15 protein-coding genes are annotated in these 21,434 nt (G+C 65.4%); 6 read left to right on the forward strand and 9 right to left on the reverse strand.

The window, feature by feature from the left end; genetic code table 11:
- Positions 1-14 precede the first annotated feature (14 nt).
- Complete coding sequence (locus tag N5B55_RS17960) at positions 15-2,321, reverse strand: cyanophycin metabolism-associated ABC transporter (RefSeq protein ID WP_304540825.1); 2,307 nt, start codon at positions 2,319-2,321, stop codon at positions 15-17.
- Between the two features lie 289 nt (positions 2,322-2,610).
- Between N5B55_RS17960 and cphA (N5B55_RS17965) the strand changes: the two genes are divergently transcribed.
- The 4 genes from cphA (N5B55_RS17965) to N5B55_RS17980 all read left to right on the forward strand — a co-directional run bounded on the left by cphA (N5B55_RS17965) (position 2,611) and on the right by N5B55_RS17980 (position 9,611).
- Positions 2,611-5,271: a cyanophycin synthetase gene (cphA, locus tag N5B55_RS17965; RefSeq protein WP_304540827.1), complete on the forward strand. Its 2,661-nt coding sequence runs from the start codon at positions 2,611-2,613 to the stop codon at positions 5,269-5,271.
- 53 nt (positions 5,272-5,324) lie between these two features.
- A complete protein-coding gene (gene cphA / locus N5B55_RS17970) occupies positions 5,325-7,892 on the forward strand; it encodes a cyanophycin synthetase (protein WP_154205602.1) in 2,568 nt (855 codons plus the stop codon).
- A gap of 595 nt (positions 7,893-8,487) precedes the next feature.
- A complete protein-coding gene (locus N5B55_RS17975; RefSeq protein WP_304540829.1) occupies positions 8,488-9,102 on the forward strand; it encodes a flavin reductase family protein in 615 nt (204 codons plus the stop codon).
- Entirely contained in the window at positions 9,099-9,611 is a 513-nt protein-coding gene (locus tag N5B55_RS17980) for a GNAT family N-acetyltransferase (protein ID WP_304540831.1), read from the forward strand. The genes N5B55_RS17975 and N5B55_RS17980 overlap by 4 nt, the downstream gene beginning before the upstream one ends.
- Before the next feature lie 4 nt (positions 9,612-9,615).
- Here the strand turns inward: N5B55_RS17980 and N5B55_RS17985 are convergent, their stop codons facing one another.
- The 8 genes from N5B55_RS17985 to N5B55_RS18020 all read right to left on the reverse strand — a co-directional run bounded on the left by N5B55_RS17985 (position 9,616) and on the right by N5B55_RS18020 (position 18,626).
- Complete coding sequence (locus tag N5B55_RS17985; protein WP_304540832.1) at positions 9,616-11,004, reverse strand: amidohydrolase family protein; 1,389 nt, start codon at positions 11,002-11,004, stop codon at positions 9,616-9,618.
- A gap of 19 nt (positions 11,005-11,023) precedes the next feature.
- On the reverse strand, positions 11,024-12,367 hold the full coding sequence (locus tag N5B55_RS17990; RefSeq protein WP_065854054.1) for a nucleobase:cation symporter-2 family protein: 1,344 nt from the start codon (positions 12,365-12,367) through the stop codon (positions 11,024-11,026).
- Between the two features lie 79 nt (positions 12,368-12,446).
- Complete coding sequence (locus N5B55_RS17995; protein WP_304540834.1) at positions 12,447-13,538, reverse strand: CobW family GTP-binding protein; 1,092 nt, start codon at positions 13,536-13,538, stop codon at positions 12,447-12,449.
- Complete coding sequence (locus N5B55_RS18000; protein ID WP_216647828.1) at positions 13,535-14,176, reverse strand: UbiX family flavin prenyltransferase; 642 nt, start codon at positions 14,174-14,176, stop codon at positions 13,535-13,537. Before N5B55_RS18000 ends, N5B55_RS17995 begins: the two co-directional genes overlap by 4 nt.
- Entirely contained in the window at positions 14,173-15,564 is a 1,392-nt protein-coding gene (locus tag N5B55_RS18005) for a UbiD family decarboxylase (RefSeq protein WP_304540837.1), read from the reverse strand. The genes N5B55_RS18000 and N5B55_RS18005 overlap by 4 nt, the downstream gene beginning before the upstream one ends.
- 63 nt (positions 15,565-15,627) lie before the next feature.
- On the reverse strand, positions 15,628-16,551 hold the full coding sequence (locus N5B55_RS18010; RefSeq protein WP_304540839.1) for an amidohydrolase family protein: 924 nt from the start codon (positions 16,549-16,551) through the stop codon (positions 15,628-15,630).
- A gap of 29 nt (positions 16,552-16,580) precedes the next feature.
- Entirely contained in the window at positions 16,581-17,492 is a 912-nt protein-coding gene (locus tag N5B55_RS18015) for an amidohydrolase family protein (protein WP_045202142.1), read from the reverse strand.
- Positions 17,493-17,732: 240 nt separating this feature from the next.
- Positions 17,733-18,626, reverse strand: coding sequence for a LysR family transcriptional regulator (locus tag N5B55_RS18020; RefSeq protein WP_304540845.1), 894 nt, complete (start codon positions 18,624-18,626; stop codon positions 17,733-17,735).
- Positions 18,627-18,760: 134 nt separating this feature from the next.
- On the opposite strand from N5B55_RS18020, the gene N5B55_RS18025 reads away from it, so the two are divergent.
- Both N5B55_RS18025 and N5B55_RS18030 read left to right on the forward strand, forming a co-directional pair.
- Positions 18,761-19,225, forward strand: a complete 465-nt coding sequence (locus N5B55_RS18025) for a (2Fe-2S)-binding protein (protein ID WP_304541858.1) — start codon at positions 18,761-18,763, stop codon at positions 19,223-19,225.
- The gene (locus N5B55_RS18030; RefSeq protein WP_304540847.1) at positions 19,222-21,429 is read left to right on the forward strand and encodes a xanthine dehydrogenase family protein molybdopterin-binding subunit; all 2,208 of its coding nucleotides are present in this window, start codon (positions 19,222-19,224) and stop codon (positions 21,427-21,429) included. Before N5B55_RS18025 ends, N5B55_RS18030 begins: the two co-directional genes overlap by 4 nt.
- Positions 21,430-21,434: the final 5 nt, after the last annotated feature.

A 21,434-nucleotide genomic window follows, 5' to 3' on the forward strand; every position in this document is an offset into this window, starting at 1 on the left:
TTTCAAATAGGGGATCACTGCGCGTAAGCCGGCGCGGCGGCGTCTACGCGCTCGCCGTCGCTGGTCAGATCGGTGTCGGCATCGACATTGCGCGCCTGCGCCTGATAAAGCTTGTAATACGCGCCTTCGCGTGCGAGCAGCTCGTCGTGGTTGCCGACTTCGACGATCTGGCCGCGATCCATGACGACCAGGCGATCGGCCTTGCGCAGCGTCGACAACCGGTGCGCGATGGCAATGGTCGTGCGGCCCTGCACGAGGTTGTCGAGCGCCTTCTGGATTTCCTTTTCGGTGGTCGTGTCCACGGAAGACGTGGCCTCGTCCATGATGAGGATGCGCGGGTTGATGAGCAACGCGCGCGCAATCGAAATACGCTGGCGTTCCCCGCCCGACAGCGCCTGCCCGCGTTCACCCACCAGCGAGTCATAGCCGTGGGGCAGGCGCAGGATGAACTCGTGGGCGTGGGCGGCACGCGCGGCGGCAACGATCTCCTCGCGCGTGGCGTCGGGTTTGCCGTAGGCGATGTTGTCGGCGATCGTGCCGAAGAACAGGAACGGCTCCTGCAGCACCAAGCCGATGTTGCGCCGGAATTCCGACACGGGCAGCGAGCGGATATCGGTGCCATCCAGGCGGATCGCGCCTTCGGACACATCGTAGAAGCGGCAGATCAGGTTCACGAGCGTGCTCTTGCCCGAGCCGCTGTGCCCCACCAGCCCGATCATCTCTCCCGGCCGGATCGACAGGTTCAGCCCGCGGATCACCGCGCGGTTGCCATAACGGAAGCCCAGGTCGCGCAGCTCGATGGCGCCGTTCACCTTCTCGATGTGCACGGGCTTGGCCGGCTCCGGCACGCTCGACACGTGGTCGAGTATGTCGAAGATGCGCTTGGCGCCGGCCGCCGCCTTCTGCGTGACGGACACAATGCGGCTCATGGAATCCAGGCGCGTATAGAAGCGGCTGATATACGTCAGGAACGCCACCAGCACACCGACGGTAATAGCGTCGTGGCTGACCTGCCAGATCCCGAAGATCCACACCACCAGCAGCCCGACTTCGGTCAGCAGCGTGACGGTCGGGGTAAACAGCGACCACACTGCATTGACGCGATCGTTGATCGCCAGGTTGTGCTTGTTGGCCTCGGCAAAGCGCGTCACCTCGCGCTTTTCCTGCGCGAAGGCCTTGACCACGCGGATGCCCGGGATCGTATCGGCCAGCACGTTCGTGATTTCCGACCAGATCCGGTCGATCTTCTCAAAGCCGTGGCGCAGGCGGTCGCGCACCAGATGGATCATCCACGCGATGAACGGCAGCGGCACCAGCGTGACGAGCGCCAGCCACGGGTCGATCGAGACCAGGATGACGGCCGTCATCGCGATCATCAGCACATCGGTCGCGAAATCGAGCAGGTGCAACGACAGGAACACGCTGATGCGGTCGCTTTCCGAACCGATGCGCGCCATCAGGTCGCCCGTGCGCTTGCCGCCGAAGTATTCGAGCGACAGCTTGAGCAGGTGCTCGTAGGTGGTCGTGCGCAGGTCGGCGCTGATGCGCTCGGACACGCGCGCCAGCAGATAGGTGCGCGCCCAGCCCAGCACCCACGCCACCAGCGCGGCGCCAAACAGGCCCGACAGGTAGAGCGTGACGAGGCGGTAGTCGACCGGTTGCCCGTTCTGGTAGGGGATCAGCACCTTGTCCATCAAGGGCATCGTCAGGTACGGCGGCACCAGGGTGGCGGCCGTGCCGATCAGCAGCAGGGCGAAACCGGCCAGCAATTCCCACCGATACGGCCGGGCGAAGCGCCACAGGCGCAGCAGCGCCCAGGTCGAGGGCGGCTGCTCCAGTTCACGGCTGCATTGCGGGCAGTTGTCTTCACCAGCGGGGAGGGGCGCCTTGCAGATCGGGCAGGTGTGCGCGTCGGGTTGCGCGGCTTGGGCGCCGGTGGCCAGGGCAGTGCGCTGGGCATCGAAGGCATCGGCCAGCCGCAGCGCGTCGGTATTGTGGCCCAGCGTGTAGCGCCAGCTTGCCAGGCGGCGCTGGCCGTCGGACAACTCCAGCGTGCCGACGCCGGCGTGGTCGCTGTGCGCCAGCGTCATGCCAGGAGCGATGTCCCAGCTTTGCAAATCCTTTTCGCCGGGGGCTTGGCCTATCAGGCGACGGTTCGTAACAACCAGCCACCCGTGGGTAAAATGCAGTCTTGCGTCCAAATCCAGCTGCAGCCCGGCCAGGACGGTTTCTTCTGGAGCGAGGCTCGAGGCCAGCACGACACTCCAGGGTTCCTGAGCGCGGGCGACGGTGGGGGCGGACGATGGGGAGGACTGGGTCATCAGTGGCGCAAAGAATTCAAAAAGCGCGTCCAAATGGCCAAAAAACAGCCCAAAACGGGAAAAGGACGAACATAAATCGAGGCAAGAGCGCGGCGTCGCAATTGTTGCGGCCTGCAAAATTTGCTCGCAAGTATACATAGCCACGCCAGCACGGCATTTGGTGCGCTGCACAACGCACTCCGGGCTCAAGACGTCAACGCCGACGCCGTTGTAACGTTATTGAAAGGTAACGGTTCGGTTTCACGGACCAATTCACGGGTACATCGCCCCCTGCTTCCAAGCAAAGTCAATGAAGAAGAAGGACATTGAGATTCTCGATGTCATGTCCCTGCGCGGCCCGAATATGTGGACATATCGGCCAGTGCTGGAGGCATGGGTCGATATTGGTGAACTGGAGGACTATCCCTCCAACACGATTCCCGGGTTCTACGAGCGTCTGTCGACATGGCTGCCCACGCTGATCGAGCACCGCTGCAGCCCCGGCGTGCGCGGCGGTTTCCTGATGCGCTTGAAGGAAGGCACCTGGCCGGGGCACATCCTGGAACACGTCACCCTCGAATTGCAGAACCTGGCCGGCATGCCCGGCGGTTTCGGCAAGGCGCGCGAGACGCCGGTGCGCGGCATCTACAAGGTGATCGTCCGCGCCTGGCACGAAGACGTGACCCGCGCTGCCCTGTTCGCCGCCCGTGATCTGGTCATGGCGGCCATTGAAGACCGCCCGTACGACGTAGACGCCGCCGTCGAAACGCTGCGCGACATGGTGGACGAACACTGCCTCGGCCCCAGCACCGCCTGCATCGTCGATGCCGCCGATGACCGCAATATCCCGTCCATCCGCCTGTCCGACGGCAACCTCGTGCAACTCGGCTACGGCGCAAGCCAGCGCCGCATCTGGACGGCCGAGACGGACCGCACCAGCGCCATTGCCGAATCGATCTCGCGCGACAAGGACCTGACAAAGAGCCTGCTGCAGTCGTGCGGCGTGCCCGTGCCGGAAGGGCGCATGGTCGACAGCGCCGAAGATGCCTGGGAGGCCGCCGAAGACATCGGCGTGCCGGTGGTCGTCAAACCGTACGACGGCAACCACGGCCGCGGCGTGTTCACAAACCTGATGACGCGCGAAGAGGTGGAAACGGCTTATGCCGTGGCCATCGAGGAAGGCAACGGCGTGATCGTCGAGCGCTTCGTCTCCGGCAACGAACACCGCCTGCTGGTGGTGGGCGGCCGGCTGGCGGCGGCAGCGATGGGCGAGACCGCGTCGGTGGTCGGCGATGGCACCTCGACCATCGAAGAATTGATCGAATCGCAGATCAATTCCGACCCGCGCCGCGGCAGCACTGAAGAACACCCGCTGAACTTCGTGCGCCTGGATTCCGCCGCACGCCTCGAGCTCAAGCGCCAAGGCTACGCTGACGGAAGCGCCGTGCCGCCGGCGGGCCGCAGCGTGCTGATCCAGCGCAACGGCAACGTCGCCTTTGACGTGACCGACCGGGTGCACCCGAGCGTGGCCGCGCATGCATCGCTGGCCGCGCGGGTGGTCGGGCTCGACATTGCCGGTGTGGACCTCGTGGCCGACGACATCTCGCGGCCGCTGGACGAGCAGCGCGGCGCGATTGTGGAAGTCAACGCGGGGCCCGGTCTGCTGATGCATATCCGGCCGGCCCAGGGTGAACCCCGCCCCGTGGGTCGCGCCATTGTCGACCACCTGTTTTCCGACAAGGAAGGCACGCAGGACGACGGCCGCATTCCCATCGTCGGCATCACGGGCACCAACGGCAAGACCGTCGTGGCCAAGCTGGTCGCGCAGATGCTCCAACTGTCGGGCAGGCATACGGGCCTGGGCTGCAGCGACGGCCTGTACCTTGATCGCCGCCAGGTGGAATCGGGCGCGCGCAACGACCGCGCCGCGTGGGATGCCTGCCATCGCATCTTGATGAACCGGGCGGTTGAAGCCGCCGTGTTCGAGAGCGACAGCGGCATGATCCTCTCGCAGGGCCTGCCGTATGACCGCTGCCAGGTGGGCGTGGTCACCAACTTCGGCAAGCCCGATCACCTGGGCGATTTTTACGTCGAAGACGAAGACCGGATGTACAGCGTCCTGCGCACGCAGATCGACGTTGTGCTGAAAACGGGCGTCGGTGTGCTCAATGCCGCCGATGCGCGCCTCGTTGAAATGGCCGACCTGTGCGATGGCGAAGTGATCTTCTTCGCATTGTCGGGCGACCGGCCGGCCATCACCGAGCACCGCGCCGCGGGCAAGCGGGCCGTGTTCGTGCGTGACGGCAAGGTGGTGCTTGCCACCGGCCCGACGGAATTGGCACTGGCTGATGTGGCGGCCATTCCGCTGACCTACGCCGGCCGCGTACCGTTCCAGCTTGAGAACGTCCTGGCGGCCGTGGCCACCGGCTGGGCGCTGGGCATCTCGAACGAACTGATGCGCGCCGGCATCCTGACCTTCGATGTGGGTCAGGTGGATGTGCCGGGCCGCTTTACGCTGTTCCAGCACAACGGCGCCACGATCGTGGTGGATGACGCGCACAACGCGTCAGCGCTGGAAGCCCTGGCCGCTGCGCTGGATAACTTCCCGGCGCAACGCCGCACGCTGGTGTTCGGCGCTGGCCTGCAACGCCGTGATGAAGACCTGGTAGCGCAAGGCACCGTCATCGGACAGACATTCGACCGCGTGCTGCTGTGCGAAGACGCCAGCGTCAAACGCGCCGATGCCGGGTTCGACCGCCAGGCGCACGCGCTGCTCAAGCAAGGGCTGCAGGCGGGCGGTCGCGTGACCGAAGTCGTTGTCGAAGGCGGCAAGCGCCGGGATGCCGTGGAAGCGGCGCTCTCGCAGCTCAACGCGGGCGACTTGCTGGTTCTGCAATGCGACGAATGCGCCATCGAGGGCACCGTCGAGCAGGTTCACCAGTGGATGGGCCGCGCCGAATCCAAGGCCTGACGATCGGGCCTGAGTCAGAAAGAACGCCCAAAGCACAACGGAAAGCTGATTGCATGGAAGTCTCTCGTATCCGGGCCTTGCGCGGCCCAAATCTCTGGTGCCGCCATACGGCCATCGAGGCCATCGTGGCCTGTTCGGACCAATCCCAACTGCTGGCCGAACTGCCAGGCTTTGAAGACCGCCTGCGCGCGCGTTTTCCGGCGATTGGCCCGATGCGCCCAGATGACGAAGCCGACGCGCCATCGATTGCGCACGCGCTGGAGGCCGCCGCGCTGGGCCTGCAAGCTGCCGCGGGTTGCCCGGTGACGTTCAGCCACACCGAGCCCACGCTCGAACCGGGCACGTATCAGGTCGTCGTCGAATACACCGAAGAGGAAGTGGGCCGACTGGCATTCGAGCTGGCCGGCCAACTTTGCCTGGCTGCGCGCGACGACCAGCCGTTCGATCTGGACGATGCACTGCACCGCCTGCGCGAGCTGGACGAAGACGTGCGCCTCGGGCCCAGCACCGGCTCCATCGTCGATGCCGCCGTGGCGCGCGGCATTCCGTATCGCCGCCTCACGCAGGGCTCGATGGTGCAGTTTGGCTGGGGCAGCAAACAGCGCCGCATTCAGGCCGCTGAAACCGACATGACCAGCGCCGTGGCCGAATCGATCGCGCAGGACAAGGACCTCACGAAGGCCCTGCTGCATGCGGCGGGCGTGCCGGTGCCGCTGGGCCGTTCCGTGCGCAGCGCGGAGGAAGCCTGGGAAGCCGCGCAGGAAATCCACGGCCCGGTCGTGGTCAAGCCGCGCGACGGCAACCAGGGCAAGGGTGTGGCCGTGCGCATCCGTACGCGCGAAGAAGTGATGACGGCCTACGAAGTGGCGGCCGACATTTCGTCGGACGTGATCGTCGAGCGCTACATCCCCGGCCATGACTTCCGTCTGCTCGTGGTCGGCAAGCACCTGGTGGCAGCTGCGCGCCGCGACCCGCCGCAGGTCATCGGTGACGGCAAGCACACCGTGCGTGAGCTGGTCGACGAGGTGAATCGCGACCCGCGCCGCGGCGAAGGACATGCCACGTCGCTCACGAAAATCCGCTTCGATGACATTGCATTGGCCACGCTCGCCAAGCAAGGCCTGAGCGCCGACGCCGTGCCGCCCAAGGGCACGCGCGTGGTGTTGCGCAATAACGCGAACCTTTCCACGGGCGGCACCGCCACCGACGTGACCGACGACGTGCACCCCGCCATCGCCGCGCGCGCCGTGGCGGCAGCGCAGATGGTCGGCCTCGACATCTGCGGGGTGGACGCCGTGTGCGAGACGATGCTCAAGCCGTTCGAGGACCAGGCCGGCGGCATCGTGGAAGTCAACGCCGCGCCGGGTTTGCGCATGCATTTGCAGCCGTCATACGGCAAGGGCCGCGCTGTGGGCGAAGCGATCATCTCTACGATGTTTGCCGACGGCGACGACGGCCGCATCCCCCTCGTCGCGGTCTCCGGCACCAATGGCAAGACCACGACCGTGCGCCTGATTACGCACCTGCTGGCGTCCAGCGGTCTGCGCATGGGCATGACCGGCACCGACGGCGTGTACATCCAGGGCCAGCGCATCGACACCGGTGACTGCAGCGGCCCGCGCAGCGCACGCAACGTGCTGCTGCATCCAGATGTAGACGCTGCTGTCTTCGAAACCGCGCGCGGTGGCCTGCTGCGCGAAGGTCTCGCTTTCGACCGCTGCGATGTGGCCGTGGTGACCAACGTGGGCGAAGGCGACCACCTGGGCCTGAACTACATCAGCACGGTGGAAGACCTGGCCGTGCTCAAGAGCGTGATCGTGCAGAACGTGGCGCCGCGCGGCATGGCGGTGCTCAACGCCGCCGACCCGATGGTCGCGCGCATGGCGGAGGGCTGCCCCGGTTCGGTCACGTTCTTCGCGCACGATCCGGGCCTGCCGACCCTGGCGCTGCACCGCGCGCAGGGCAAGCGCGTGGTGTTTGTCGATGGCACCGAGATTGTGGCCACCGAAGGTGCCAACGAAACGCGCATCGCACTGGCTGACATTCCGCTCACGCGCAACGGCACGATCGGCTTCCAGGTTGAAAACGCGATGTCGTCGATTGCCGCTGCATGGGCGCTTGGCATCGACTGGACGACCATCCGCCGCGGCCTTGCCACCTTTGTGAACGACGCCGCCACTGCGCCGGGCCGCTTCAACCTGTTCGACTACAAGGGCGCCACGCTCATCGCCGACTACGGCCATAACCCGGATGCCATCCAGGCACTGTGCAACGCGGTAGCGACCATGCCGGCGCAGCGTCGCATGGTGGTGATCAGCGGGGCCGGCGACCGCCGCGACGAAGATATCCGCAAGCAGACGCAGATTCTTGGCGGTGTGTTTGACGACGTCGTGCTGTATGAAGACCAATGCCAGCGCGGGCGCGCCGACGGTGAAGTGCTTGCGCTGCTGCGTGAAGGGTTGCAGGGTGCGTCGCGCACGAGCCGTGTTGAGGAAATTCGTGGTGAATTCCTGGCGATCGATACGGCGCTGGGGCGGTTGCAGCCCGGTGATCTCTGCCTGATTTTGATTGATCAGGTGGAGGAGGCGTTGGAGCATATTGCTCGGCGGGTAGCTGAGTAAATTGGAACCCCAGTGAAGTTCGCTGGGGTTTTTGTTCTTGTGGTCCATCCCCTTTTCGTACCCTGCCGGGCACGACTCACTTTTCTTTGTCTTGCCAAAGAAAAGTAAGCAAAAGAAAGGCGCGCCCGAGATGGCGACACCCCCTTGAATTTGTGTGACCGTGCGGGGAAGGAGGCAAACTCGCTTCGCTCAGACAGCCTCCTTCCTTGATCCGCCCGCTCACAAAAATTCAAGGCGCCATCAAGGGCTCAACGTCAAGAGAAAAAGGCCAACCCATCGCGCGGTTGGCCTTGTCGTTTGAACTTGTGCCCAGAGGGTGTGGCTTTTGTACTTTGACTCTCCTGCCCTAGATGGCGCCTTGAATTTCTGTTGCAGGGAGGAAAAAGAGGGGAGGCTGTCTGAGCGCAGCGAGTTTGCCTCCCCTCCCTCCCTGCGACATAAATTCAAGGAGAAGTCGCCATCTCGGGCGCGCATTTCTTTGCTTACTTTCTTTGGGCAAGACCAAAGAAAGTGAGTCAGCCCCGGCAGGGGATGAAACAAGGGATGCACCACCAACAAAAAACCAACACGAAACCACCCTCAACATCATTGCCCTATGATGACGCCTCCCCCTAGTCCCCTCGCCATCATGCCGAATCCCCCAACACTGGCCCCAGTAGAACTCGCAAAGTCCTACCGCCTCCTGAACCACGGCCCGACCACGCTGGTCACCAGCGCCCACAACGGCGTGCACAACGTCATGGCCGCCGCCTGGGCGATGCCGCTCGACTTTGACCCGCCCAAAGTGCTCGTCGTGGTCGACAGCCGCACACTCACTCGCGAGCTGATCGATGCCTCGGGTGTGTTTGCGCTCAACATTCCCACCCGCGCAATTGCCGAGACCACACTCGCGGTCGGTACGCTCACGGGCCGGGACGGCGACAAGTTCGAAGCGCTCGGCCTGGCCACGGTGCCAGCCCGCACGATCGACGTGCCGCTCGTCGCAGGCTGCGCAGGGTGGCTGGAATGCCGCGTCATCCCCGAGCCGCACAACGAGAAGCGCTACGACCTTTTCATCGCCGAAGTGACCGCCGCCTGGGCGGACCCAGCGCTGTTCAGCAACGGCCGCTGGCACTTCACCGATGCGGGCAGCAAGACCGTGCATTACCTCGCAGGCGGTGCATTCTTTGAGACCGGCGACGCATTAACCGTGGAGACCAAACAGCCATGAGCGACATCACCATTCGCCCATTGAACGACGAGGATGCCGAGGCCTTCAAGGCGCTACGCCTCAAAGCCATTCAAGACGCACCCACCGCCATCTGGCCGACGCACGATGAAGAATCGAGCCGCACGCTGGAGGAAACCCGCAATCGCATCCGGGCGACCGAACATCAGATCGTCTTCGGAGCATTTGCGGGGCCGGAGTTGGTCGGCATTGCCGGCCTACGTCGTGAGCCGCTCGCGCAAGTGGCGCACAAGGCCGTGCTATGGGGCGTGTTTGTTGACCCTGCGCATCGGCGGGGCGGTATTGCGGGTCGTCTGCTTCACGCCGCCATTGAGCATGCGCGTGCTGCACAGGTTCTGCAGATTCATCTCTGCGTCAACGCTGAGAACCCGCGTGCGCAAGCGCTGTATCGCAACGCGGGTTTCGAAACCTTCGGCATCGAGCGCCGCGCCATGCGTGTCGGCGATCGCTTCTACGACGAAGAACACATGGCGCTGCGGCTGGACAGCTGAACCGTCAGGCGCACGCCATCAGATCCGCCACGCCCCGGCTGGCTTCGGCGCGGATGCTCGCCACATCCAGCCCGCACACCACACCTTCGTCCACCACAACCCGGCCGCCGATGATGCTGGTGCGCACGGTGATGGGCTCGCCGGCCACCACGGGTGCGAGCGCGGGGTCGTGGAAGCCGAAGAAGCGCGGATGGTTGATGTCGTAGAGCACGAGGTCAGCCGCTTGCCCGACCTGCAGCGTGCCGACCTCACTCAAGCCGAGCACGTGCGCACCGCCTGCGGTCGCCCAGTGAATGACGTCTTCGGCGGTGGTGGCGCCGGCACCTTGCTTGGCACGGTGAATGAGCCACGCGGTGTTGACCTCGCCGGTCATGCTGCCCGATTCGTTGGACGCCACGCCGTCCACGCCCAATGACACCGGCACGCCGGCCGCCGCCAGTTGCGGCACCGGTGCGATGCCGCTGCCCAGCCGGCTGTTGCTGACGGGGCAGTGTGCGATGCCGCTGCCCGTTTGGGTCAGCATGCGGATCTCCGACGGCTGCAGGTGCACGAGGTGCGCAAACCAGACGTCCGGGCCCAGCCACTCGTGCTCGGCGACGAACTCCACGGGCAGACAGTTGTATTTCTCGCGGCAGAAGCGCACATAGTTGTCGGTCTCCGACAAATGCGTATGCATGCGCAGGTGCATGCCGCGCGCCGCATGAGCAAGCTCGACCAGCAATGCCGGAGGCAAAGAGAACGTGGGGGTGGTTGGTGCCACCACCACGCGGCGCATCGAGTCGGGTGCGTCGTCGTGATAGCGGTGCTTGAGCCGCTCGATATCGGTCAGCATCTGGTCAAGCGTTTCAGGCTGCAACGCCGTCTTCGAGAAGCCCGGGTGGCTGCTGGCCGACTCGATGGCGCCGCCCCGGCAGAGCACGAAGCGCATGCCGAATTCGTCGGCCACGTCAAACAGCATGTCGCCCGATTCGGTGCTGCCGCCTGCGTGATAGAGGTAGTGGTGGTCGGCGCAGGTGGTGGCGCCCGATAGCAGCAGCTCAGCCATGCCCAGGCGCGCAGCCGTGCGCATCAGCTCCGGCGTGAACAGCGGCAGGCGCGGATACGGCACGCTGGCCAGCCACCCTTGCAGGTCCTGATTCATGCCATCCGGCACGGCCTTGAGCAGGTTCTGGAACAGGTGGTGGTGCGTGTTGATCCAGCCCGGGTAGACGATGCAGTCGCTGGCGTCGATGACGCGCTCGCCGGGGCGCGGCATGAGGTCGGGGCCCATCTCGGCGATGCGGCCGCCGGCGATGCGGATGTCGACCGCACCGGCGCGTGCTGCATCACCACGCAGGCCGGTCATGACGGCCAACGGGCGGCGGATGAGGATGTCTTGAGGCGTGTTGTGCATGGAGAGGTCCATTGGAAAATCAAGCGCGGCCCGCCGTGCGCACGACCGACGCGGGCACGTGCGCTTCTTCGGTACCGTTGAGCAGCAGGTTCAGCGCCACCGACACCAGGCAGGCGATGACCACGCCGCTGTGCAGGAACGGTTGCGTCCAGTCCGGCAGGGCCTTGAACAGCGTGGGCGCGAGCACCGGCACCAGCGCGGCGGCAATCGTGAAGCCGACGATGAGCACGTTGTAGCGGTTGTGCTCATAGTCGACGCGCGCCAACGTCTGGATGCCGGCTGCGGCCACCACGCCGAACATGGCGATGCCGGCACCGCCCAATGCGGCTGTCGGCGTGGCTGCAATCACGGCGCCTGCCTTGGGCACCAGCGCCACCAGGCACATCAGCACGCCGCTCACGGCCACCACCCAGCGGCTACGCACGCCGGTGAGCACCACCAGGCCGACGTTCTCCATGAAGGCGATGAACGGGAATGCGGCGAACATGCCGGCGATGGCGCTGGCCAGCCCGTTGGCGCGCAGGCCGTTGATGGCTTCCTCTTCTTCGATCGGCTTTTCGACGATGTCGCCGATGGCCAGGAACAGGCCCATCGATTCCACCATCTGCACGATCATCACCACGATCATCGTCAGCGCGGGCACCACGGCGAATACGGGCACCCCAAAGTGGAACGGCACCGGCAGCGTGACCCACGGCGCGTCTGCCACGCCGTGGAAGTTGCCCATGCCCATGGCGCAGCCCAGCAACGTGCCGACGATCATGCCCACCAGCACGGCGAGGTTGCGCAGCAGTGGGCTGCCGAAGCGGTTGATGAGGAGGATGGTGGCAACCACAACCGCGGCCACCAGCAGAAACGATGGTGCACCGAAGTTGGCAGCGTTGCGTCCGCCGCCAACCCAGTCATAGGCGACGGGAAAGAGCTGCAGGCCGATGACGGTCACGATGCAGCCCGTGACCACCGGTGGAAAAAATCGCCGCAGCCGCCCCACCAGCGGTGCGGCGAGCAGCGTGAACAGCCCGGCCGCAATGACCGCACCGCACACGCCCGCGAAACCTACGGCAGGGTTGGTGCCGATGGCGATCACCGGCCCCACGCTGCTGAACGCCACCCCCTGCAGGATCGGCAACCGAACCCCGAACTTCCAGAACCCGATGGTCTGCAACAGCGTGGCAATGCCCGAGCAGAACAACGTGGTACTGATGAGGACAATGGTGTCCGCTTGCGACATCTTGAGCGCCGACGCAATGATCATCGGCACCGCGATGGCGCCGATGTACGACACCGCCATATGCTGCAAGCCCAACGTCAACATCTGTCGGGTCGACAGAATCTGGTCGACCGGGTGTACGGCTGTTGTCATGGTTGTCTCCTATCGTTGTCATGCCCGGGGCGTGCCAGGAGCCGCCCTCGGGTCAGGGGGATGTCATGTCATGGCATGCTCACGCCGCCAGACACGCGTTGAAACCGTCCTGCAGGGCCGCACGATCGAGGTCGCGGCCGATGAAGACGATCTTGCTGCTGCGCGCTTCGCTGCCCCAAGGCTGCGTCGCGCGAAAGTCGATGAGGCTGTGCACGCCCTGCAGCACGTAGCGCTGCGGCTGACCTTTCACCGCCAGGATGCCCTTCATGCGGAACAGCGTTTCCGCCTGCTCGGTGCGCAGGGTGTCGATCCACGTGTGGAAGCGCACGAGATCCACGTCGGCAGGTACGTCAAAACCCACGGACGAGACACTCGGATCGTGCTGGTGGTCGTGCTCATGGTCATGCTCGTGAGCGTCGGCGTGAACATGTTCATGTTCGTGGTCGTGCGCGTCATGCTCGTGGCCGGCGTCTGCGCCGATCTCCAGCAGCTTCTGCGTCGCCTCGAACGCGCCGACACCGATGATCTTGTTCAGATCGACCTCGGCATAGCTGGAGGTGACGATGTCGGCGGTGGCGTTCAAGCCGCGGATGCGTCCGCGCAGCGCGTCGATATCGTCGCGGCCCACAAGGTCCACCTTGTTGATGACGATGCGGTCCGCGCAGACGATCTGGTCGACGGCCTGGTTGTCGACGCCATCCAGGTGCAGGTCGTCGAGGTGGGCGGCGATGTGCTTGGCGTCGACCATGGTGACGATGGCGTCAAGCTCGACATGTTCGGCAATAGGGTCGTCGATGAAGAACGACTGCGCCACTGGATACGGATCGGCCAGGCCGCTGGTTTCCACCAGGATATGGTCGAGCCGTTCGGGCCGCGCGACGAGCTGGCGCACGATGCGCACGAGGTCTTCGCGCACCTCCGCCGTGCAACACACGCAGCCGTTGACCATCTCGTAGATTTCTTCGTTTTCGGAGGCCATGACGAGGCCGCCGTCGATGCCGACTTCACCGAACTCGTTTTCGATCACGGCGATCTTGCGGCCGTGGTTTTCGCGCAGGATGAAGTTCAGCAGCGTGGTTTTGCCGGCGCCAAGGAAGCCGGTGAGGATGGTGACCGGAATCTTGGTGTTCGGGCCGGGAAGCGTGGCGTGGGCCGTGGCTTGGGGTTTCATGTTGTCTCCTTGTCGAGCGTGGGTGGGGTACGGACTAAGGCAGGTAAGGCTTCTTCGCCCCAGCGCAGGGCGGTGCCGGCATCGAGCCCGAACAGGTCGAGCACGCGGCCGAGGGTGTGGTCGATCATGTCGTCCAACGTATTGGGGCGCGCATAGAAGGCCGGCACGGGCGGCGCGACGATGGCGCCCATCTCCGTGACGGCCTGCATGTTGCGCAGGTGTGCGAGCGTGAATGGCGTCTCGCGCGCCATCAGTACGAGCGGACGGCGCTCCTTGAGCGTGACGTCTGCCGCGCGTGTCAGCAGCGTCGACGAGACGCCGGTGGCGATTTCCGCCAGCGATTTCATCGAGCAAGGCGCCACGATCATGCCCAGCGCGCGGAACGATCCGCTGGCAATGCCGGCGGCCATGTCGTCCGCGCGGTGGTAATGCGTGGCGCGATCGATCACGTCGGCGAGCTTGTACGGCGTTTCGTGCGCCATCGTCAGCAGCGCAGAACGCGTGACGACCAGATGCGTCTCCACATCGAGCGCGCGCAGCAGTTCGAGCAGTCGCACGCCATAGACGAAGCCCGATGCACCGCTGATGCCGACCACCATGCGCGGCCGGGTTGGAGCGCGAGGGTGGCGCGCGCTCATGGGCGCACTCCGGCCTGGCGGAGGATGTCGCCGGCGCGGGCAATCGCCTGCGGATCGATGCGTGCGCGGATGCCTTCGAAGCCGGCACCGCGCGTGGCGTCGATGCCCATGCGTGATGTCGTACCGTGCACGGACGATGACGGATCGAGCGGGCTTCCGGGCAGGCCATCGACCATGAACATATCCTGGTGCGGCTGGAAGTGTGTGGCCATGGCCCACAGCACCTGCTCGTCCTGCTGCAGGTCGATATCGGAATCGACGGCAATCACGGTCTTGAGGTACGGGTCCCAGCCGAGCAGGGCCAGCATGACCTGCCGCGCCTCGCCATCGCGCGTCGGATTGAGCGCCACGTAGCAATGGAAGTGCGTGCCTGAGTTCGGATAGTGCAGCGCCGTCACCGATGGGAAGCGCGCCTTGAGCTTCTCGCTCATTTCGGCTTCGCGCGGCAGGCGGGCAAGCGTCAGGTGTTCTGCATACGGGCCGCCCACCACGTCGACCAACCAGGCATCACGCCGGCGCATCAGCGTGTCGATGCGCAGCACGTTGTTGGTGGAACGGTCCGACGAATAGCCGGTAAATTCACCGAACGGGCCTTCTTCCGCATAGGCGGCAGGGTCGATGGTGCCTTCAAGCACGAACTCCGCTGCCGCCGGCACGCCAATGCCGTAGCGCGGCGTGCGGACGATATCGAGCGGCGTGCCCAGCAGGCCGCCGGCCACGGCGCGTTCGTCGGCACCAAAGGGCAGGCGGGCGGCGGCGGCCAGCATGAACAACGGATGCGCGCCCACCACCATCGCCACGCGCAGCACGTCGCCGCGCTCGCGCGCGGTCTGCAGCATGCGCCACAGGTGGCCGCGCGAGTGCAGGCTCGTCGCCAGTGCGTTGCGTGCGTGGCGCATCGAGCGGTGATAGCTCATGTTGGCCACGCCCGTCACCGGGTCTTCGGCCACGATGATCGCGTTGGTGATGTAGGGCGCGCGGTCGCTCTCGAAGTGCTTGATCATCGGCAGCAGCGCAACGTCGACCGCGTCGCCTTCGACTACCTCGTCAGCGATGGGGCCATGCGAGACGACACGCGGTGCGATGGGCGCATTGGCGCGTGCCTGGAAGGCGTCGTGCAGTTGATGCGGCAGCACGTCGAGCAACCGCGCCAGCCGTGACCGCGAGGCAAAGACGTTCGTGACCAGCGGCACCTGCAGGCCGCTGACCTGCTCGCAGACCAGCATGGGGGTCTGGTTGCGCGCAGCAAGCTGATCGATGACGGCGGTGACGTCCTGGTCTGCAGAGATACCGTTGTGCAGTGTCAGCACATCTTCGGGATACAGCTCGCGATAGAGATTGGCGAAGACGTGGAAATCCTGGCCTTCGCCAAGCCGGGTCATGCTCATGGCACACCTCGCTAGAGGCGGGCGCCGAACACCACAGAGGCGCGGCGCCCGCTGGATCGGCGCTCAGGCCGCTTCTGCTGTCTGGACGTAGGTCGACTTCAGGCGAAGCTCCGCCTCGGCCAGGTCCTTGGGCGGCTTGGTGGGCTCGATGCCGACCAGCCGCGCGATGTTGTTGCCCAGATAGTCTTCGAGGTGGTCCTCGTCGATGCCCAACCCCTGCGGCGGCGCCGAGCACAGCACCTCCAGCTCACGCAGCCACATGCCGGGCTCGTTGGGCGGCGAATCGGTGCCGAAGACGATCTTGTCGCGCGGCAGCTGCTTCGCAAACTCGACGATGCGCGACTGGAAGCACCAGCCCGATTCGCAGTACACGTTGGGCGTGTCCATCGCCATCCAGAACGCTTCGAACGAGTAGTTGCCGCCGGTCTGGATACCGAAGTGGCCGATGATGAAGTTCACCATCGGGAACTCGCGGATGATCGGATAGAACATCGTCGGGATGGTGTACGGGCCGTCGCCGGTGTGGATCAGCACCACGATGTTGTACTTGGCGCAGACCTTCATCGCGGGGCGCAGCCAGGCGAGCGCGCGGTCGGGCCGGTAGCCGTGCATGTTGGCGTGCAGCTTGACCATCTTGAAGCCGTATTCCTTGATGTGGAATTCCAGCTCCGCCGCGCCGTTCTCCGGGCCCCAGCGCGGGTTGTAGGTGAAGTTGCCGATGAAGCGGTCCGGGTACTTCTGCGTCAGTTCGGCGATGTACGCCATGTAGTCGCGAATGCCTTCACGGCCACGGCGGTTGCCGTCGCGGTAGCCGGTGTTGCCCGGTGGCGGCTGGATGAAGCCCATGTCGATGCGGCGGGGCTTGCCGTTGATCATGTACGGGCCGTCCATCAGCTGGATCATGCGTTCGCCGTTGAACGGCGTGCCGGTGTGGCGCCAGGCCTCGTCGACGAGGTTGGTCGGGTGCAGATGGGTATCGATAATCATGTGTTGCGCTCCGTGCGGTCTGCGGTGGCTCAGGCGGCAGCCAGCGCGAGCTGCGCTTCGGCTTCGGCCACGGTCTTGGGCGGACGGGTCGGCTCCAGGCCGATCATGCGGGCGATGTTGTTGCCCAGGTAATCCTCGAGCGTGTCTTCATCGAGGTTCAGGCCCTGCGGCGGGTCCATGCACAAGACTTCCAGCAGGCGCAGCCACATCCCGGGCTCGTTGGGCGGCGTGTCGGTGCCGAACAGGATCTTGTGCTTGGGCAGCACCTTGGCAAATTCGACGATGCGCGACTGCAGGCACCAGCCCGATTCGCAATACACGTTGGGCAGCTCCATCGCCCACTGCATCGGCTCGAACACGTAGACGCCGCCGGTCTGCACGCCGAAGTGCGCCATGATGAAATCGACGTTCGGGAAGCGCTTGATCATCGGAATCCATTCCGACGGAATGCTGTAGGGGCCGTCGCCCGTATGCAGCTTGACGGGCACTCCCAGCTCGGCACATTTCTCGAACGCGGGCATCACCCAGTCCAGCGCGCGGTCCGGCCGGTAGGCGTGCATGTTGGCCTGCATCTGGACCATCTTGAAGCCGTGCTCCTTTACATAGCGCTCGATGGCCTCCACGCCGTTCTGCACGCCGCAGCGCGGGTTGTAGACGAAGCACCCGATGAAACGGTCGGGATAGGTCTGCACCATCTTGAGCGTGTACGCCATGTAGGCGTCGATGGACTCGCGGCCCGAAAGCTCGCCGTCCGTCCAGGTGTAGATGGTGTTGCCCTGCGGCGGCTGGATGAAGGCCTTGTCGATACGGCGCGGCTTGCCGTTGATCATGTAAGGGCCGTCCATCATTTCGAGCAAGCGCTCGCCGGTAAAGGGGTCGCCGTCGTGCCACCACGCGAGGTCCACCAGGTCGGTGGGGTAGCAGCTGATGTCGATGATCATCGTTGGATCTCCTGATGACTGGGAGGAAGCGGGTGATGGCTTCCCGGTGAGGGCAGGCACGTCCTGCAGCGCGGCGCTCTTTGCTAGGCGTGTGCCTTCCCCTCGCCGGATCGCGTGATGCCGGATGCGTGCTGCTTGGGGCGCAGTATCGGAGTCAGGGCCGGGGGCCGGCCAATACTATTTGGCGGCGGTCTTGATACGTTGCCGATATCGGCAAGCCGGTCGGCAGACGGCGGGCGCTCAGGCGCCGAGCGTGCCGCGTGCGAGTTGCTGCACTGCGTTGACCACCGCCTTTGCGCGCTCACCCTGGCCGCGCTGCCAGACGGCATACAGGTTGTAGTGCGCCGGGATGGCGACATCGGTCAGCCGCACGAGGCGCCCGTGTTGCAGTGCATCGGCCGCCAGCAGCCCACGCACCAGCGCCACCCCGATGCCGGCTTCGGCGGCAGCGACCATGTTGGCGGCATTGTCGAACGCGGCCACGACGGCGGGCTCGAGCGGCTCCAGGCCGGCGGCGTCCAGCCAGGGAATCCACGAGCGCCGCGTGTAGCCCAGCAGCGGCAGCGTCATCGCGGCCGGCGGCGCCAGCGGCGCCTGCAAGCCATGCCGCGCCAGCAGCGTGGGCGCCGCTACAGCGGTGACGTGGTCGCCACAGATGAGCGCCATCTCGCAGTCATCCCATTCGCCATAGCCGTAGCGCAGCGAGACATCCACGCGCTCGAACGACGGCCGCTCGCCGCGCGGGGTCGACAGGAACATCACCTGGTAGCCGGGCAGAGCCGCGAGCAATTGCGGCAGCCTCGCATTGAGCCAACCCTGCGCCAGTTCGCTGTCGACATCGACGATGAGCGTTTGCGGCACGTGCCGGTTGCGCACCGAAGACAGCGCCCGGTCCACCTGCCCAAAGCCGTCGGTGAGCATGCTGGCAAAGAGCTGGCCCGCATCGGTCAGCACGATGCCGCCCGCCTCGCGCACAAACAGCGGCTGGCCGATGAACTCCTCCAGCGAGCGGATCTGCTGGCTGATCGCGCTGTGCGTCAGGTCCAGTTGCTGCGCGGCCTTGGTAAAGCTGCCAGTGCGCGCGGCCTGCAGAAAGGCATGCATCGACTGGATCGACGGATAACGCTTGTACATGGCGGCGGCAGGTGAGCTGTTAGTTCGACTTACACGGGCTGGCAGAAATCGTCGCTGGCGGGGTGACCGGTCGCGGCTTCATATTGCAGCCAGGCGCGGCCGCACAAGACGGCCCGATTCTGGAGGAGACAATGATGACCGAGATTATGGTCAATGGCGCGCCCCATGCGCTGGATGACGCCGATGCCGACATGCCCCTGCTGTGGGTGCTGCGCGATCGGCTCAAGCTGACGGGCGCCAAATTCGGCTGCGGCGGCGGCTTCTGCGGGGCCTGCACCGTCCATCTGGATGGCGCGCCGATCCGCGCGTGCATCACGCCGGCATCGGCAGCGGCCGGACACAGCGTGACGACCATCGAAGGGCTGTCCAAAGACGGCACGCACCCCCTGCAACGCGCCTGGGTGGCTGAAGACGTGCCGCAATGCGGCTACTGCCAATCGGGGCAGATCATGTCGGCCGCTGCGTTGTTGGCGGCAGGCACGCCCGTCAACGACGAGGCCATCACGAATGCCATGGCCGGCAACATCTGCCGCTGCGGCACCTACGGGCGCATCCGCCAGGCCATCAAGCGCGCCGCCGACGAGCGAGGCAAGGCATGAACGCGCCGCGTGATTTGCATACACCGTCGCGCCGCCGCTTCCTGCAGCAGAGTGCGCTGCTGACGGCGGGGCTGGCGGTCGGCTTTCGCTTGCCCGATGCACTGGCCGCCGGCAAGGATGGCGGCGCGGGGGAATTCGAACCGAACGCCTGGGTGCGGGTGCTGGCCGACAACACCGTCAAGATCGTCGTCCACAAGCACGATTCCGGCACCGGCACGCAAACTGCCCTGGCAGCCTGCGTGGCCGAAGAGCTGGATGTCGACCCGATGCGCATTGCCGTCGTCACGCCGGAGGATCCGTTCTACCAGGACTACATCCATCCGATCTGGAAGGTGTATTCCACCGGCGGCAGCACCAGCGTGTCGCTCGAATATGCGCGCCTGCGGAAAGCCGGCGCCACGGCGCGCGCGATGCTCATCAGCGCGGCAGCGCAACGTTGGGGTGTACCCGTAGGCAGTTGCAGCACTGCAGACGGCACCGTCATCTGCAATGCCGACGGCCGCAAGGCCACCTACGGCGAACTGGCCGATACGGCCGGCAGACTGCCTGCACCTGCCAATGTGGCGTTGAAGAATCCGGCGGACTTCAAGTACATCGGCAAGCTGCGGCACAAACGCGATGCGCTGGCCAAGGCGACGGGCCGGTTCCAGTACGGCATCGATGTGTCGTTGCCCGGCATGCTGGTGGCAGTCGTGCAGCGCGCGCCCATGCCCGGTGCGCGCGTGCGCCGCATCGACAGCGCCGAAGCCTTGAAGGTGCGGGGCGTGCGCCAGGTCATGACCATCCCGATGCGCTCCGATGTGCTCGGCGGTAATCAGGAAGGCGTGGCCGTGCTGGCGGATGACTACTGGGCCGCCAACAAGGGCCGCGCGGCGCTCAAGGTCGAGTGGGACGACAGCGCCTTCGCCGATTTCGACAGCGGCCATGTTGCCCAGCACCAGGCTGCGTGGCTAGCCAGCGGCAAGGCGCGCGTGGTGCACACCGTGCAGACCGGCAACACGGACGTGGCGATGGCCCACGGCGCCAAGCGCATCGATGCGGCCTACCGCATGCCGTACAAGCAGCAGAATCCGCTGGAACCCGTCAACATCACCGCGTGGTTCAAGGACGGCACGATTCAATACTGGGGCGGCATCCAGGTGCCATCCACCGCGATGGAAGCTGCCGAGGTGATCTGCGGCGTGCCACGCGACAAGGTGGTGCTGCACGAGATGGTGTCGGGCGGCAGCTTTGGTGCGCGCGAGAGCAAATACTGGCTGTTCGAAGTCACCTACCTTGCCAAGAAGACGGGCGTGCCCGTCAAGCTGATGAACAGCCGCGAAGACGAGATGCGCGCGCTGTACGGACACCCCGCGACGTATCACCGGCTCGAAGGCGCGCTCGATGCGCAGGGCCGGTTGGATGCGCTGCATATTCGCGCCGTGTCTCCGGCCTCGCCCGAGCAATGGGAGCCCGGCTACTTCGACCGCCCCGACCGCATGGATTACAGCACCACAGAGGCCCTCTCGAAGTGGGACTTCCCATACCGCGCCAACCACATGGACATCGGCTGGGTGCGGCACGAAACGGGCATCCCGACGGGCTGGTACCGCGCCGTCAGCTTCATCCCCAATGTCTTCGCCACCGAGAGCTTCATGGACGAGCTGGCTGCGGCGGCCAGGCGCGATCCGGTTGATTTCCGTATCGCTCACATGGCCGACCGGCCCCGGCATGTCGACGTGCTGCGCGCCGCCGCACAGCGCGCGGGGTGGGGAAACATGGCGCACGGTCACGCACTGGGCGTCGCCACGCATCAGGCGTATGACAGCTACATCGCCGTGGTGGCGCAGGTGGCGCGCAAGGACGGCCGCGTGGTCGTCGAAAAGCTCACCTGCGTGGCGGACGTCGGCTTGGCGGTGTCGCGCACCGGCGTGGAGGAGCAGTTGTACGGCGGGCTGATGTGGGGCCTCGGCCATGCGCTGTTCGATCGCATCGACATCCAGGGCGGCGCGGTGCAGCAAAGCAATTTCCATGACTACCCGGTGATGCGCATGTCGGACATGCCCGCCATCGACATCGTCATTACCGATGGCAACCGCGATAAGCCCGGCGGTGTGGGCGAGCTGGCCAACCCGCCGGTGGCGCCGGCCATTGCCAATGCCATCTTCCGGTTGACCGGCAGGCGCCAGCGCGAGACGCCGTTCAACTTCGGCCTGAAGGCGTAGCGCAT

This window comes from Ralstonia pickettii (assembly GCF_030582395.1).
Taxonomy (GTDB): domain Bacteria; phylum Pseudomonadota; class Gammaproteobacteria; order Burkholderiales; family Burkholderiaceae; genus Ralstonia; species Ralstonia pickettii_D.